The sequence below is a fragment of the uncultured Methylobacterium sp. genome, from assembly GCF_964244095.1.
Lineage (GTDB): Bacteria > Pseudomonadota > Alphaproteobacteria > Rhizobiales > Beijerinckiaceae > Methylobacterium.
Genome location: NZ_CAXTHR010000104.1, coordinates 1 through 15853 on the forward strand (window position 1 = coordinate 1; position 15853 = coordinate 15853).

14 protein-coding genes and 1 pseudogene are annotated in these 15853 nt (G+C 72.3%); 6 read left to right on the top strand and 9 right to left on the bottom strand.

Annotation, left to right across the window (positions count from 1 at the left end; translation table 11 throughout):
* Nucleotides 1-118 (bottom strand): annotated as a pseudogene (locus ACFE86_RS15665) (DUF1013 domain-containing protein); the annotation flags it as partial.
* A gap of 301 nt (nt 119-419) precedes the next feature.
* Here ACFE86_RS15665 and ACFE86_RS15670 point away from each other — a divergent pair.
* Nucleotides 420-1235, top strand: a complete 816-nt coding sequence (locus tag ACFE86_RS15670) for a DUF502 domain-containing protein (protein WP_375456255.1) — start codon at nt 420-422, stop codon at nt 1233-1235.
* 1 nt (nt 1236) lies between these two features.
* Here ACFE86_RS15670 and ACFE86_RS15675 read toward each other — a convergent pair whose 3' ends face one another.
* Nucleotides 1237-1518 carry a hypothetical protein gene (locus tag ACFE86_RS15675; protein ID WP_375456256.1) on the bottom strand — a complete coding sequence of 94 codons (282 nt, stop codon included), beginning with the start codon at nt 1516-1518 and terminating at the stop codon, nt 1237-1239.
* A gap of 261 nt (nt 1519-1779) precedes the next feature.
* Here ACFE86_RS15675 and ACFE86_RS15680 point away from each other — a divergent pair, with 261 nt between their 5' ends.
* Together ACFE86_RS15680 and ACFE86_RS15685 are read left to right on the top strand one after the other, a co-directional pair.
* Nucleotides 1780-2754: a quinone oxidoreductase gene (locus ACFE86_RS15680; RefSeq protein WP_375456257.1), complete on the top strand. Its 975-nt coding sequence runs from the start codon at nt 1780-1782 to the stop codon at nt 2752-2754.
* A gap of 76 nt (nt 2755-2830) precedes the next feature.
* On the top strand, nt 2831-3460 hold the full coding sequence (locus ACFE86_RS15685) for a nicotinamidase (protein ID WP_375456258.1): 630 nt from the start codon (nt 2831-2833) through the stop codon (nt 3458-3460).
* A gap of 42 nt (nt 3461-3502) precedes the next feature.
* On the opposite strand, the gene hspQ is transcribed toward ACFE86_RS15685, so the two are convergent.
* The 6 genes from hspQ to recG form a co-directional block, all read right to left on the bottom strand.
* Complete coding sequence (gene hspQ / locus ACFE86_RS15690) at nt 3503-3868, bottom strand: heat shock protein HspQ (RefSeq protein ID WP_375456259.1); 366 nt, start codon at nt 3866-3868, stop codon at nt 3503-3505.
* 102 nt (nt 3869-3970) lie between these two features.
* On the bottom strand, nt 3971-5020 hold the full coding sequence (locus ACFE86_RS15695) for an HpcH/HpaI aldolase/citrate lyase family protein (RefSeq protein WP_375456260.1): 1050 nt from the start codon (nt 5018-5020) through the stop codon (nt 3971-3973).
* Between the two features lie 201 nt (nt 5021-5221).
* Nucleotides 5222-5449, bottom strand: coding sequence for a hypothetical protein (locus tag ACFE86_RS15700; RefSeq protein WP_375456261.1), 228 nt, complete (start codon nt 5447-5449; stop codon nt 5222-5224).
* Nucleotides 5450-5496: 47 nt separating this feature from the next.
* Nucleotides 5497-9096 (bottom strand): transcription-repair coupling factor, encoded by a 3600-nt coding sequence (gene mfd, locus ACFE86_RS15705; RefSeq protein ID WP_375456262.1) that lies wholly within the window; start codon nt 9094-9096, stop codon nt 5497-5499.
* Nucleotides 9097-9291: 195 nt separating this feature from the next.
* On the bottom strand, nt 9292-10509 hold the full coding sequence (locus tag ACFE86_RS15710; protein ID WP_375456263.1) for an FAD-dependent monooxygenase: 1218 nt from the start codon (nt 10507-10509) through the stop codon (nt 9292-9294).
* Nucleotides 10510-11412: 903 nt separating this feature from the next.
* A complete protein-coding gene (gene recG, locus ACFE86_RS15715) occupies nt 11413-13569 on the bottom strand; it encodes an ATP-dependent DNA helicase RecG (protein WP_375456264.1) in 2157 nt (718 codons plus the stop codon).
* 239 nt (nt 13570-13808) lie between these two features.
* Between recG and ACFE86_RS15720 the strand changes: the two genes are divergently transcribed.
* A complete protein-coding gene (locus ACFE86_RS15720) occupies nt 13809-14177 on the top strand; it encodes a 4-fold beta flower protein (protein WP_375456265.1) in 369 nt (122 codons plus the stop codon).
* A gap of 194 nt (nt 14178-14371) precedes the next feature.
* Complete coding sequence (locus tag ACFE86_RS15725; protein WP_375456266.1) at nt 14372-14668, top strand: succinate dehydrogenase assembly factor 2; 297 nt, start codon at nt 14372-14374, stop codon at nt 14666-14668.
* Nucleotides 14669-14710: 42 nt separating this feature from the next.
* On the opposite strand, the gene ACFE86_RS15730 is transcribed toward ACFE86_RS15725, so the two are convergent.
* Nucleotides 14711-15055, bottom strand: a complete 345-nt coding sequence (locus ACFE86_RS15730) for a hypothetical protein (protein WP_375456267.1) — start codon at nt 15053-15055, stop codon at nt 14711-14713.
* Nucleotides 15056-15551: 496 nt separating this feature from the next.
* Here ACFE86_RS15730 and ACFE86_RS15735 point away from each other — a divergent pair.
* Nucleotides 15552-15853 (top strand): S1 RNA-binding domain-containing protein (locus ACFE86_RS15735; RefSeq protein ID WP_375456268.1); only part of this gene is annotated, 302 nt, incomplete at its 3' end.

Sequence of the window (15853 nt, forward strand, 5' to 3'; positions counted from 1 at the left end):
TGCCCTTCACCTCCAGCGGGTGCAGCTTGCAGAAATCGGCGATCTGCTCGAAGGCGAGCGAGGTGTTCTCGACCAGCCAGACGGCGGTCGCCTTGGGCATCAGCGGACCCTGGGTCATGTTTCGTCTTAAGCTCCGACGGCGCGTGGACGGACGGGGCCGGGCACCGGTCCGCAGGCTCCGGACGGCTCGATCCGGAGGTCCCGTCTCACGCGTTCAAAAGGGGGATGGCGCTCTATACGCGGGGGCGGTGGGGCGCGCAATCGCCCGGATCGGCGAGGCGGGGCCGCCGGGTGAAACCCGATCGTCATCGTCCGGGCGCGAAGGGCGGCCCGCGCAGCCAACGCCGGAGGCCCGCGGCCTTGAGGCGGGCGGGGGGAGGGAGTAGGTCTCATGCGACCGGACGCGTGCCCGGGATGCCATGCCTTCGGGGGCCACCCTGGCTTCAGTGAGACCGCCGACCGCGCTGCCGCCCCCCGAGCCGGATGGCCCCGGCCCGCGCCCCCGCGTGAGCGCGCGGGGCCGCCTGCGGACCTACTTCCTCACCGGCATCATCGTGGCGGGGCCGCTGGCCATCACCGCCTACATCACGTGGTGGATCATCACGCTGATCGACGGCTTCGTGAAGCCGCTGGTGCCGGCGAGCTACCTGCCGGACCATTACCTGCCGTTCTCGATTCCGGGCCTGGGCATGCTCATCGCCTTCGTCGCGGTGACGCTGCTCGGCTTCCTCACGGCCAACCTCGTCGGGCGCAGCGTGATCGAGTTCGGCGAGGTGCTGCTCGCGCGCACGCCGGTGATCTCAGGGCTCTACAAGGGCCTGCGGCAGATCTTCGAGACGCTGTTTTCCGCCAACGGGACCTCGTTCCGCACGGTCGGGCTGGTCGAGTTCCCGGTGAAGGGGACGTGGTCGGTGGTGTTCCTGTCGGCGCCCGCGGCGCCCGACGTGCAGACCGCGCTGCCGCAGGGCGAGGGGCCGGGCGGACGCCGCAACGACTATGTCGGGGTGTTCCTGCCGTGCGCGCCGAACCCGACCACGGGGTTCTTCTTCTACCTGCCGCGCGCCGACATCATCGAGATCGGGATGAGCGTCGACGACGCGGCCAAGCTCGTCATGTCGGCCGGCGTCATCCAGCCGGAAGACCCGCAGGCCCGCCTCCAGGCGATGGCCGCGAGCCTGCGGACGGCGCAGGGCGCGGCGCCGGCGGGCGTCGCGCCGGTGCGCGAGGAGGCGTGATTCAGGACGCGCTGGCGGTGGCGACGACGGTCCGGGCCGCGGGCGCGGGGCGGCCGCCGTTCATCCAGCCCGTCGCGGTCTCGGCGGCGAGCAGCAGCGCCAGGGCGAGGCAGAGGCCGTTGGCGGCGATCCACAGGGGGCGGGCCGCCCGGCGCACGGCGAGCGCCACGTCGGCCGCCTGTGCGGCGGCGGCGTCCGAGATCGGCAGCAGCCAGGGCTCGTAGGCGGGGGCTTCACGTCCCTCGGACGAACCCGGCAGGCGTTGGAACGGTCCGGTCAGCATCGCTGTCCTCCTTCTTTCCCGTGACGGCCTGAACGAATCAGCCTTTCGTTCAGGTTCAGTTAAGATTGAAAGACGGCGAGTGCAAGGCAGGCTGGGGTCGCACGGGCGCGTCGGGGTCCCGTCCCGCGGCGGCGGCACGCGCCTGCGCCGCCTCGATCCGGCCCGCGGGACGGGGCGCCCCGCGCGAGCCGGCATTGCCCCTCGCCCTCGATCCCTTATCTCCGCGGGACACGACGCAGGCGATCGACGGGGACACGAGACATGCCGAAGGCGATACGCATTCAGGATTACGGCGGCCCCGAGGTGATGGACTACGTCGAGGTGCCGCGGGCCGAGCCCGGCCCCGGCCAGATCCGGCTCCGCACGGGCGCGATCGGGGTCAACTTCATCGACATCTACTTCCGCTCCGGCGCCTACAAGGCGGCGCGGCTCCCGTTCACGCCGGGCAAGGAGGTGGCGGGCACCGTCACGGCGGTCGGCGAGGGCGTCACCGGGTTCGAGGTCGGCGACCGGGTCGCCACCGGCTCGGGGGAGGGCACCTATGCCGAGGAACCGGTGATCGCGGCCGCGGCCGCGGTGCACGTGCCGGAGGGCATCGACGATGCCACCGCCGCCGGCATGATGCTGAAGGGCCTCACCGCCGAGTACCTGCTGCACCGGACCTACGCGGTGAAGCCCGGCGACACGATCCTGTGGCATGCCGCCGCCGGCGGCGTCGGCCTGATCGCCTGCCAATGGGCCAAGCATCTCGGCGCCACCGTGATCGGCACCGCGGGCTCGCCCGAGAAGGCAGACCTCGCCAGGGCGCACGGCTGCGACCACGTCATCCTCTACCGCGAGGAGGACGTGGCGAGCCGCGTGCGCGCCATCACCGGCGGCAAGGGCGTGCCGGTGGTCTACGACGGCGTCGGGCAGGACACGCTGATGGGCTCGCTCGATTCGCTCGCGCCGCTCGGGCTGCTCGTGAGCTTCGGCGCGGCGTCCGGCCCGATCCAGGCCCTCGACCTCGGGCTGCTGGCCGCGAAGGGCTCGCTCTACGTGACGCGCCCGACCCTGTTCACCTATGCGAGCCGGCCGGCGGTGCTGGCCGAGATGGCGGACAACCTGTTCTCGGTGGTGCGGAGCGGTGCGGTGAAGATTCCCGTCAACCGCACCTACAGGCTCGCGGAGGCGCAGCAGGTGCATCGGGACCTCGCCGGGCGCCAGACCACGGGCTCGACGGTGATGGTGCCGTGATCCCGGGATCACCGGACACGGGGATTCCGGGCTCCGCCCGGACCCGCCAAAGGACTTGTCCTTTGGAATCCCGGACTTGACGCCCGGCCCCGGCGACGCCCTGCTCGTCATCGACGTGCAGGGCGACTTCCTGCCCGGCGGGGCGCTCGCCGTGCCGGAGGGCGATGCCGTCGTCGCGCCGATCCGGGCGCTGGCCGCGCGCTTTCGCACCGTGGTGCTGACGCAGGACTGGCACCCGGCCGGACACGCCTCGTTCGCGAGCGCGCATCCGGGGCGGGCGCCGTTCGAGACGGTGCGGCTCGCCTACGGCGATCAGGTGCTGTGGCCCGACCACTGCGTGCAGGGCACGGCCGGCGCCGACCTCGCGCGCGACCTCGACCTGCCCGGCGCCGCCCTGGTGCTGCGCAAGGGCCTCAACCCCGCCGTCGACAGCTACTCGGCCTTCGCCGAGGCTGACGGCACGCCCACGGGGCTCGCCGGATACCTGCGCGAGCGGGGCATCGGGCGCGTGGTCCTGTGCGGGCTCGCCACCGATTACTGCGTCGCCTGGAGCGCGCTCGACGCCCGCGCCGCCGGGTTCGCGGCCCTGGTCGCCGACGACGCGACGCGGGCGATCGACCAGGGCGGCTCGCTGGCCCAGGCCTGGGCACGGATGAGTGCGGCCGGCATCGGGCGGATCACGAGCACACGGATCACCCGATCGTAGGGCGGCACGTGTGCAGAACGATCGCACCGAGAAACGGACAAATTAATTCGCCGCGCGGTCGCGCATCCGGTAGGTGCCGCCGGCATCGCGCTCGAACATCTCGGGGATGCCGGCGTGACGGAGCGTCTCGCCGGAGGTGTCCGGCACGAGGTTCTGCTCGGAGACGTAGGCGACGTACTCGGTCTCGGCGTTCTCGGCGAGCAGGTGGTAGAACGGCTGGTCCTTGCGCGGGCGCGACGCCTCGGGAATCGCCAGCCACCATTCCTCGGTGTTGTCGAACACCGGGTCCACGTCGAAGACGATGCCGCGGAACGGGTAGATCCGGTGGCGCACCACGGCGCCGATGCCGAATTTCGCGATGCGCAGTCTCGGTTCGTCCGGCCGCGGGTCGGTCGTGGGCTGATCCATCATGGCCGCTCAGATAGGCGCGATGCGCATCCGTGTCACCGGGTTCGGCCGCACGAGTCTCCGCCTCTTCCCGCGGCGGGGGAGGGACACCGAGGCACGCCCTCAATCCAGCTTGTACACCGCTGCCAGGTCCGGGTCCTTCTCGGCCACGAGCCGGGCGAGGTCGACGATGACCTTGGCCTGCTTCCAGGTGGCGTCGTCCTGCATCCTGCCGTCGAGCATCACCGCGCCGGTGCCGTCGGGCATCGCCGCGACGATGCGGGCGGCGAACGCCACCTCGGCGGGGTCGGGCGCGAACACCCGCTTGGCGATGGCGACCTGGTTCGGGTGCAGCGTCCAGGCGCCGGCGCAGCCCATCAGGAAGGCGTTGCGGAACTGGACCTCGCAGGCCGGCCCGTCGGAGAAGTCGCCGAACGGGCCGTAGAACGCCTTGATGCCGTTGGCCATGCAGGCGTCGACCATCTTTCCGATCGTGTAGTGCCACAGGTCCTGCTGCGCGCTGACGCGGGGCGCGTCCCCGGCCGGATCGCCGAGCACCCGGTACTCCGGGTGGCCGCCGCCGACGCGGGTGGTCTTCATGCCGCGCGACGCCGCCAGATCCGCGGGGCCGAGGCTCATGCCGTGCATGCGCGGGCTGGCGCAGGCGATGGCGTCGACGTTGGCCACGCCCTCGGCGGTCTCCAGGATCGCGTGGATCAGGATCGGCTTCCCCACGCCGTGGCGCGCCTCCAACTGCGCGAGCAACTGGTCGACGTAGTGGATGTCCCACGGCCCCTCGACCTTGGGGATCATCACCACGTCGAGCTTGGCGCCCACCGCCGCCACGATCTCGAACACATCGTCGAGAAACCACGGCGAGTTCAGCGCATTGACGCGGCTCCACAGGCCGGTGCCGGTGGCGGCGAAGTCGGTCGCCTGCGCCATCGCCACGAAGCCCCGGCGCGCCGCCTCCTTCCGGTCCAGCGGCACCGCGTCCTCGAGGTTGCCGAGCACCACGTCGACGGTGGGGGCGAGCTCCGGCACGCGGGCGCGGACCTTGTCGTTGTGGGGCGGCACGAAGTGGATCATCCGCTCCAGCCGCACGGGCAGTTCGCGGAACGGGGCGGGCGCGCCGGCGGCGAGCGGCTGGAAGAAGCGGCGCGGCAGTTTCATCGGGGCCTCGTGGTGGATCGGATCACCCGCCCGGCAGGGGTCCCCACGGCGTTAATACCAAGCCTCGACGAGGGCAACGCAGCGAGGCTCGGGACCCCCGCGACGCGGGGCGCGGCGGCCGTCCGCCGGGCCTCATGGCTCACGACCCATGAGGCTTGGCATGAAAGGCCCGGTGCGCGGCGCCGGCGACGCCGCCGCCGCTCAGGCGAGCGCCGGGCCGGTCAGATCGGCCTGGAGGTCGCGCAGGTAGGCCGTGAGGCGGCCGGCAAGGTCCGCGTCGGCGCATTGCACCCAGATCGGCGCGGGCAGGGCGCTGCGTTCGAGCCGGCAGATCAGCCGCTCGGCCGCCAAAGCGGCCTCGCGTTCCGAGGAGGCCGCCAGGAGACGGGCGCCCGCGGGCGTCCCGACGAGGATCGCGATGGTTGCCATGAGCGGATAACGATCGTCCCACGCCGGCGTTGCCGCGCTCCGCTGCCTCACGCCGCCTGCTTCTTCCCCCCGCGCCCGGCGATCTGGGCGAGGCTGCGCATCACCTGCGTCGCGGTCTTGAGCCGGGCCGGGATCGAGTCGAGCTCGCGGACGAACACCACGCTCATGTCCGGGCGGACGCGGGCGAAGGAGGCCTGCTCGGCGACGTAGGCCACGAGCCCCTGCGGGTTGGCGAAGGACTTGTCGCGGAAATGCACGACGACGCCCTTCGGCCCAGCCTCGACCTTGGCGACGTTGGCGGCCAGACACAGGATCTTGATCGTGACGATCTTGAGCAACTGCTCCACCTCCGGCGGCAGCGGCCCGAAGCGGTCGATGAGCTCGGCGCCGAAGCTCTCCATCTCGGCGTCGTTCTCCAGCGTCGAGAGCCGCCGGTAGAGGGCGAGCCGCACGCCGAGATCCTCGACGTAGGTCTCGGGGATGGTGACGGGCGCGCCGAGGGCGATGGTCGGCGACCACGCCTCCTCCGCCGGCTCCTCGAACCCGGCCTTGAGCGCGGTCACCGCGTCCTCCAGCATCTGCTGGTAGAGCTCGTAGCCCACCTCCTTGATGTGGCCCGACTGCGCGTCGCCCAAGAGGTTGCCGGCGCCGCGGATGTCGAGGTCGTGGGAGGCCAACTGGAAGCCGGCGCCGAGCGTATCGAGGGTCTGGAGCACCTTCAGGCGCTGCTCGGCCTGGGCGGTCAGCGTGCGGTTGGCCGGCGTCGTGAACAGCGCGTAGGCGCGCGCCTTCGAGCGGCCGACGCGGCCGCGGAGCTGGTAGAGCTGCGCCAGCCCGAACATGTCGGCCCGGTGCACGATGAGCGTGTTGGCGGTGGGGATGTCGAGGCCGGATTCGACGATGGTGGTGGAGAGCAGCACGTCGTACTTGCCCTCGTAGAACGCCGTCATCACGTCCTCGAGCTGGCCCGCCGCCATCTGGCCGTGGGCGACCGCCACCGTGGTCTCGGGCATCTCGGTGTCGAGGAATTTCTTCACCTCCGCCAGATCCTCGATCCGCGGCACGACGTAGAACGATTGCCCGCCCCGATACCGCTCGCGCAGCAGCGCCTCGCGGATGCTCAGCGGATCGAACGGCGTCACGAAGGTCCGCACCGCGAGCCGGTCCACCGGGGGCGTCGCGATGATCGAGAGGTCGCGCACCCCCGTCATCGCGAGTTGCAGCGTGCGCGGGATCGGGGTGGCGGACAGCGTCAGCACGTGCACGTCGGCCTGGAGGCTCTTCAGGCGCTCCTTGTGGGCCACGCCGAAATGCTGCTCCTCGTCGACGATGATCAGGCCGAGGTCCTTGAACGCGATGGTCTTGGCCAGCACCGCGTGGGTGCCGACCACGATGTCCATCGTGCCGTCGGCCAGCCCCGCGCGCACCTGCTTCATCTCGGCCGCCGACACGAAGCGCGAGAGCTGCGCCACCTGGATCGGCAGGCCCTTGAAGCGCTCGGCAAACGTGCGGAAGTGCTGGCGCGCGAGCAGCGTGGTCGGCACCACCACCGCCACCTGCCGCCCCGAGATCGCCGCCGCGAAGGCGGCGCGGAGCGCCACCTCCGTCTTGCCGAAGCCGACGTCGCCGCAGACCAGCCGGTCCATCGGCCGGCCCTCGTTGAGGTCGGACAGCACGGCCTCGATGGCGGTGGCCTGGTCCTCGGTCTCCTCGAAGGCGAAGCGCGCCGCGAACTCGCCGTAGAGCCCCTCCGGCGGCACCAGCCGCGGGGCCTGCCGCACGAAGCGTTGCGCGGCGACCTTGATCAGCTCGCCCGCCATGTCGAGGATGCGGCGCTTCATCCGCGCCTTGCGCGCCTGCCACGCGCCGCCGCCGAGGCGGTCGAGGGCCACCTCCGCATCCTCGGAGCCGTAGCGGGTCAGCAGTTCGATGTTCTCCACCGGCAGCAGCAGCAGGCCGGTGGCGTATTGAAGCTCCAGGCAATCGTGCGGGGCGCCGGCCGCGGTGATGGTCTTCAGGCCGACGAACCGGCCGATGCCGTGGTCGGCATGCACCACGAGGTCGCCGGGTTGGAGCGCCTGCACCTCCAGGATGATGTCCTGGGGCCGCTTGCCCTTGCGCTTCTGGCGCACCAGCCGGTCGCCGAGGATGTCGCCCTCCGAGACCACCGCGAGCTGGCCCGCGGTGAAGCCGGCTTCGAGGCCCCAGACCGCCACCGCGACGTCGCTGCCGCGCTTCAGCGCGTAGACGTCCGAGAGCCGGGTGATCGCCATCGGCTTCCTCAGGCCGTGGTCGGCGAGCACGCCGCAGAGCCGGTCGCGCGAGCCGTCGGACCAGGCGCCGAGGATCACGTGATGGCCGGCGCCTTGCAGGTCCTTCACATGCGCCACCGCCGCGTCGAAGACGCTGGCTGCTTCGTCCGCCCGCTCGGGGGCGAAGCTGCGCCCGGCCTCCCCCTCGCAGTCGATCACCGTGCCCGCGCCGTCGGGCACCGAGAACGGCGTCAGCCGCGCGACCGCGCAGGCCGCGATCCGGTCGCGCAGCTCGTTCTGGGTGAGGTAGAGGGCGCGCGGCGGCAGCGGCTTGTAGGGCGCGACGCCGGATTGCGGCACCTTCATCGCGCCCTCGCGGGCCTGGAAATAATCCTGGATCAGCGCCAGCCGCTCGACGGCCGCGTCCTCGACCTGCGGCTCGAACACCATCGGCACGCCCGCGACGTAATCGAACAGGGTGTCGAGGCGTTCGTAGAACAGCGGCATCCAGTGCTCGAGCCCGGCATAGCGCCGGCCCTCGCTCACGGTCTCGTAGAGGCGGTCGTCGCGGGTCGCGGCGCCGAAGTTCGACACGTAGCCCTGGCGGAAGCGCCGGATCGTCTCGGTGGTGAGCTGCACCTCGCTCATAGGCACGAGGTCGAGGGCGCGGAGCTGCCCGACGGTGCGCTGCGTCTCCGGGTCGAAGGCGCGGATCGATTCCAGCGTGTCGCCGAAGAAGTCCAGCCGGATCGGGTTGGGCAGGCCCGGCGGCGAGAGATCCAGGATGCCGCCGCGCACCGCGTACTCGCCGGTGTCCCGCACCGTCCCCGTGCGCAGAAACCCGTTGGCCTCGACCCAGGCGACGACGCGGTCCATCGCCACGACGTTGCCGATCGCCACGGAGAACGTCTCGACGGCGATGCGCGTCATCGGCGGCACGCGCTGGATCAGCGCGTTGACCGTGGTGCACAGGATGCGCGGCGCGGCTTCCGACGAGCGCGTGCGGGTCAGGCGCGAGAAGGCGGTCATGCGCTGCGCCGCGGTGGCGCCGTTGGGCGAGACGCGGTCGTAGGGCTGGCAGTCCCAGGCCGGCACGCGCATCGCCTCGATCTCGGGCGCGACGAAGCTCAGCGCGTTGACGAAGGCGTTCGAGCGGCCGGAATCGCGGGCGACGTGGACCAGCACCGCCGGCCCCTCGAAGCCGGCGCTCAAGCTCCGCGCGAGGTCGGCCACGACGAGGGCGTCGAAGCCGTCCGGCACGCCCGCGAGCGTCGGGCTGTCGCCGCGGGCCAGCGCGTCGCGGAGCCTGGCGAGCGGGCCGGATTTCGGCAGGGCGAAGCGCGCCGGCTGGACCCTAGGGGCCGGGGCGGGAGCGTTGGGTGCGGGCTTGGCCATCGGGTCGCGGGTCTGCTCGTCGGGAAATCGGGCCGGTGCGAAGCGGCGCCCGGTGGGGATGTATAGACCGGAAGGCGGGGTGTCAGGTGCGCCGTGCCGCCGGCGGCATCGGGACGCCGGGCCGGGGCCCGTGCCCGATGAGGCGCCGGACGAAGAAATCCTGCCAAGCCGCTCCGGCGAAATGCCTTTCGGCGCTCAGCCCGCGGCGCGCATCTGCTCCGGCGCGCCGAGGCGCGGCAGCACGCCCTCGCGCATCACGGCGCGGCGCAGCGGGCCGATCGCGCTCATGGCGAGCAGGCCGAAGCCGCGCAGCGCGTCGACCGGCGCGAGGTCGGCGAGCAGGCTGCGGTTGAGGGCGTCGACCGCCGTCGAGCGCAGCGCCGCGTCGCGGCGGCGGCCGCGGGCGAAGCCGTCGAGCGCCGCGCGGGAACCCGGATCGCGGCCCTCGCGCGTGGCGGCGAGCACCGCGTCGCGCAGCGCCGCCGCGTCGCGCAGGCCGAGGTTCAGGCCCTGCGCGCCGATCGGCGGAAAGACGTGGGCGGCCTCGCCGATCAGGGCGAGGCGGTGGGCGGTCGCGCTCGCCACCGAGAGGCCGCGCATCGGCACGAGGCCGCGGGGGCCGTCGACCCGCATCGGTCCGAGCATCCCCTGCGCCTGCCGCGTGACGGCCTCGGCGAGGCCGGCGTCGTCGAGGCCGGCGAGGCGGCGCGCGGTGCCCTCGCCCGCGACCCAGACGAGGCTCGACCGGTCGCCCGGCAGCGGCACCAGGGTGAAGGGCCCGCCGCGGGTGTGGAACTCGGTCGAGACGTCGCCGTGCGGGCGCCCGTGCGCGAGGATGGTGGTGATCGCGCCCTGCGGATACGACCAGTCCCGCACGCGGATGCCGCCGGCTTGGCGCAGGGGCGAACGCGCGCCGTCGGCGCCGATCACGAGCCGGGCCGCGACCGTGGCGCCGTCCGCGAGGCGCACCTCGGAAAACGCTTCGCCGGCAGAGGCTTCGAGCGCGTCGCTCTCAAACAGCGTGAGGTTGTCCGTCACCCGCGCCTGCGCGCGCAGGGCCTCCGTCAGCCGGCGGCTCTCGACGTTCCAGCCGAAGGCGGCAAGGCCGATCTCGCCGGCGTGGAAGCGGACCGGCGGCAGCCGGAACAGGCTGCCGGTGTCGTCGATGATCTGCAGCGTCGCCAGCGGGCCGGCATGCGGGGCGATCGCGTCCCAGGCGCCCAGCGCCTCGAGGAAGCGCACCGAGCCGTCGAGGAGCGCGACCGTGCGCCCGTCGGCCACGGGGGCGTGGCGGCCGATGAGCGCGGTCGGGATGCCGTCGCGGGCGAGCGCCAGGGCGGCGGCGAGCCCGGCGGCGCCGGCGCCGACCACGGCGGCGGCGAAGATCCTGTCCTGTCGGGGCGGCTGGCTCACGGGCGGGCGATCCTCGGGGCGCGGTTGCCGGACTGAGGCGGATCTAGGGCGATTCCACGTCCCTGTCCCCGGTGCTGCGGCAACCTGCGCCCCTGTCATACGGTTTCCGGGTGACGGGTTCGCAATCGTAGCCCACCCGGCTCTTCCTCTCCCCTCTGCGCGCTACCGGATTCACACATCTCCGAAGCTGCCGGATCACCCACCACCGTCTTTCCGGGGCGCCGCCGGAAACTGTGCCGGATCGCGGTCTCCAGGACGAGAATCCTTGACAATGGTCCCAACTTGTGCTTTTGATCCTTCACCTGCTGCCCGGACGGTAAGGGGGCCTTGCGGTGGCTGAACCGGAAGGCTTGGAGCGGCAGGGCGGTGCCCGCGTCGGTGGCTCAGCCGCCACCGCCCCGGGCGACGGCCCGACGCGCCGGGTTCTGGGATACGGGCGGTTCGTTCAGGCCCACGGAGGAAATGCCGTGGGCCGCTGACCCTGTTCTCGGAGCCTTGGAACAGACACTGCGGTCCCGCCCACTACGAGGCGGGGCAGGGGGCACCCTGAGAGCGAAGCCCCGGGGGCAACGGCCAAGCCGTTGAACCCCGGCAGCACGCTCGACAGGTCGGGAGTACGTCGAACACGACACCGCGACGCCAGATCGGCCCCGGACCCTGACCGGTCCGGAGCCGCGGGACGCCGGGGAACCGGCCTCACACCCCACTGCCCCTCGTGGTTCCGCGGCGTCCCGCGTCACCCTTCGGCTTCCGGCCATCCCTCCGGCGCAGCGGCGCGCGGAGCTTAGAGCCGTACCCGATCACGTTGGATCGGGTACGGCTCTAAGCCCTTGTTTTGACGCGCTTCCTAACGACGAACCGGATTCCACTTCGTCGGGAAGCGCTCTAAAGACGCGTGCGCGCTCAACCGGCCCCGAGCAGCCGGATCGCGGCGTCGCGCTCGAACAGGTAGAGCAGCACCCGCAGCGCCTGCCCCCGCGGGCTCCCGAGGCCGGGGTCGCGCTCGACGGTCAGCCGCGCGTCGTCGCGGGCGACCTCCAGCAGGGCGCCGTCGCTCTCCAGGCGGGCGAGCCGAAAGGCGGCGAGCCCGGACTGGCGCGTGCCCAGCACCTCGCCCTCGCCGCGAAGCGCCAAGTCGGCCTCGGCGATGCGAAACCCGTCCTCGCTCTCGCGCATCATCTCCAGGCGGGCCTTCGACACCTGGCCGAGGGGGCCGCGGTAGAGCAGCAGGCAGGACGAGGCCTCGGCGCCGCGCCCGACCCGGCCGCGGAGCTGGTGGAGTTGCGCCAGCCCGAAGCGCTCGGCGTGCTCGATCACCATGATCGTCGCCTCCGGCACGTCGACGCCGACCTCGACCACGGTGGTGGAGACCAGCAGCTTCGTCGCGCCGGCAGCGAAGCGCGCCATCGCCGCGTCCTTGTCGGGCCCCGCCATGCGGCCGTGGATCAGGCCGACCGCATCGCCGAAATGCCGCGTCAGGTCCGCGAAGCGCTCCTCGGCGGCGGCGAGGTCGACGAACTCGGATTCGGCGACCAGCGGGCAGATCCAGTAGGCGCGCTCGCCGCCCCGGAGGGCGCGGCCGAGGCCCGCCACCACGTCGTCGATGCGCTCGGTGGGGATGGTCAGCGTCTTGATCGGCCGGCGCCCGGCCGGCTTCTCGTCGAGGATCGAGACGTCCATGTCGCCGAAGCAGGTGAGCGCCAGCGTGCGCGGGATCGGGGTCGCGGTCATCACCAGGATGTCGACGGCCGCGCCCTTGGCGCCGAGCGCGAGGCGCTGGTGCACGCCGAAGCGGTGCTGCTCGTCGACCACCGCCAGCCCGAGGTCGGAAAACGCCACGCTGTCCTGGAACAGGGCGTGGGTGCCGACCAGGATGTCGATCTGGCCGGCCGCGAGGTCGGCGAGCGTCGCCCGCCGCTCGGCGGCCCGGTCGCGCCCGGTCATCAGGCGCAAGCGGAGGGGGCCCGCGAGCGGTGCCAGCCGCTCGAAATGCTGGCGCGCCAGGATCTCGGTCGGCGCCATCAGCGCCGCCTGCCGGCCGGCCTCGCAGGCCGAGGCCATGGCCAGCAGCGCCACCGCGGTCTTGCCCGAGCCGACATCGCCCTGGAGCAGGCGCAGCATCCGCCGGTCGGAGGCGAGGTCGCCGCGGATCTCGGCGACCGCGCGGGTCTGCGCGCCGGTCAGCGCGAAGGGCAGGCCCGCCTCGATCCGTGCCGAGAGCCGCCCGTCGCCGGCATTGACCCGGCCGGGCTTGCGCCGCGCGCGCGCGCGCATCAGGGCGAGCGCGAGCTGCGAGGCGAGGAGCTCGTCGTAGGCGAGCCGCCGGCGCGACGGCGTCGCGGGCGGGGGGATCGCGAGGCCGTCGGCGCCTAGGCTCGCAGGCTTCGGCGCCTCCTCGGGCCGGTGCTCGGCCCGCAGCGCGTCGGCGAAGGCGGGGAGGCGGTTCTGCCGGAGCCAGGCCGCGTCCTGCCATTCCGGCAGCACCGGCAGGCGCTCCAGCGCCGCCACGGCGAGCTTGCCGATCGCCCGCGAGGTCAGGCCCTCCGTGGCGCCGTAGACCGGCTCGACGGCCGGCAGCGCGGCCAGCCCCTCCGCGTCGACGACGCGCGACGGGTGCACCATCTGCCGGCTGCCGTCCCAGAGGTCGATCCGGCCGGTGACGAAGCGGTGGCTGCCGAGCGGCAGCATCTTCTCGACGCGGGCGGCGGGCATCCCGAAGAACACCAGGGTGATGTCGCCGGTCTCGTCCTCGACCAGCACCCGGTGCGGGCGCTTGCCCGGGCCGGTCCCCGCCGCCCGGTGCCCGGACACGGTGACGCCGACGGTGACCGGCTCGCCCACCGGCGCCTCGCGGACCGAGCCCACCAGCCTCTGCGCCACGCCGCCCTGGGGCAGGTGGAACAGCAGGTCGACGATCCTGGCCGGCTGCTCGGGCGTCCCGAGGAGCCGCTCGATCATCGGCGCCATCTTCGCGCCGATGCCCGGCAGGGTGCGCACGGGGGCGAAGAGTGGATCGAGGATGCTGGGGCGCAGGGCCGCGGAAGGGGCGTCGTCGCTCATCGGGATCTTCTCGTCGGGCGCCTCCTGCCCGGACGGCCCTCATAGCCCGTGCAGGCGGGTTCGTCGCGGATCGCCACGGCGTCACGGTATCCCTGGCGTCACGGTATGCTTTGACCACAGGATCGGCCGATCCTGCGGCGTGCCGGGCAAGGGCGTGGCAAGAGCGTGCTGGCGCTTCGCCCGCCATCGCTTAAGTATCGGCAAGGCCGCCCTTCCGCGGCGGGCGGCGGGTGTCGGCGATGATCGAGTTTTTCGACCGTGAGGGCCGGCCCTCCGCCTTCTGCGACGACGGGCGGGCGATCTACCACTGGGACGGCCGGCCGGCCGCGATCATCGACGACGACAAGGTGTTCTCCTATTCGGGCCGCTTCGTCGGCTGGTTCTCCGACGGCTGGATCAGCGATGCGGCCGGCGGCCGGCTGCTCTACGAGTTCGACGCGGTCGGCGGCCCGGTGAAGCCGCCGCGCGGCACCCGGACCGCCAAGGGTCAGCGCGGCACCAAGCCGCCCCAGGGCGCCCGCGAGGCGGCGCCCCCCCATCCGGGGCCGTCCACCGTCTGGTCCGAGGCCACGTTCTCGGGCCTGGTCTCAAGTCTCGACGTCCCGTGATCCCTGGATCACGGTCTCTTTCCTGTCGCACTCTCCGACGGACGAAGCGGGCATTCGTGGCTTCGCTCACGAATACCCGCTTCGATCTCTTTGGTGCCGCATCATTTTTTTCGCGCGAACCGGCGGCCACTTCGCGCAATGATGCTTAGCGTCCGCACCGTCGCGGAGCGCGCGATCCATAAGGTTTTCATCCGATGTCCGGCACCACCCGCACCAGCGCCGACCTCGATCCCCGCCGCCGCCGCACGCTGTTCCGTGCCTGGCACAGGGGCATCCGCGAGATGGACCTGATCATGGGGCGCTTCGCGGATGCCGAGATCGGGACCCTGAGCGGAGCCGAACTCGACCTGTTCGAGGCGCTGATCGAGGTGCCGGACCGCGACCTGTTCCGCTGGCTCACCGGCGAGGACCGCGTGCCGGACAACTACGACACCGCCGTCTTCCGCCGCCTCAAGGCGTTCCACAAGCACGACGCGCCGATCCATTCCTGACCGGCCGCGGGTTCTCGGTCGTGGCTCCGTGCGGCCGGTTTCCTAAAGCTCGGGCTCGTTGACGACGTAGGCGCCGAGGCGGGTCATCAGGTCGATCGGCGCGCCGGCGCGGCGCTCCTCGGACCGGTCGACCACCAGCACGGGGATGCCCTGGTCGCGCATCTGGCTGCACAGGCGGGCGGCGAGGCGGGCATAGCCGGCATCGCGGCGGGTCGAGGTCTGGAGCAGGATGGCCGCGGGCCGGGCGATCACCGCCAGCACGTCTGCCGCCGCTTCGAGGGAGACGGTGACGCTCGCATAGCCGCGTTCGGCCAGTTCCCCGGCCAGCGAGTGATCGATGGCGCGGACACCATCGTCGACGACGAGCACTTGTTGCAGCGCACCCATAGCTTTGAGGGCTATCCCATCGCAGGCGGCTTGGGAAGAGCTCCGGCATCCAACGGGGCCTCGAACGCGGGTTGACGTCGTCCGGTGTGGCACGTGCCGACACCCTCCCGTCATTCCGGGGCTGCGGAGCAGAACCCGGCTCCGGGGGGCGCCCCGGAATGACGGGTTCGTCGTCCGTCAAAGGCGCCGATCACCGTCCCGGGTGTGTGTCGTCGACCTGAGTTCGGAGTCCTGACGCGCATCCGACCCGGCGGTTGAACCCGAGGCTCCGTTGCTGTAGAGAGCCGGCGTCCTTCCGGGCCGGCCGCGCGCGTGTTCTTTTAGAGGCGCGCCGCCGCCCCGGGACGACCGCCCTCGGACACCGTACGAACGCGTCGGCAAGCCGGTCCTTACGGGACCGGTCGCTCCCCATCCGGAGCGGCAGCGGCAACGGGGGCGTCCGCAACACGAGCCGCCGACGCATGGGCCTCCCGCGGGAGGCCGTTCAGGAGACAGAATGACTGCTGGTACCGCTCTGCAGCGCGACGCCTACCGCGACGACTTCGCGGCGCTGCTCGAGGAATCCTTCCTCCAACACGAGATCACCGAGGGCTCCGTCGTCAAGGGTCGCGTCGTCGCGATCGAGAAGGACGTCGCGGTCATCGACATCGGCGCGAAGACCGAGGGTCGCGTCGCCCTCAAGGAATTCAACGGCCCCGGCCGCGAGGGCGAACTCGCCGTCGGCGACGAGGTCGAGGTCTACGTCGACCGCATCGAGAACGCGCTCGGCGAGGCCGTCATCTCGCGCGACAAGGCGCG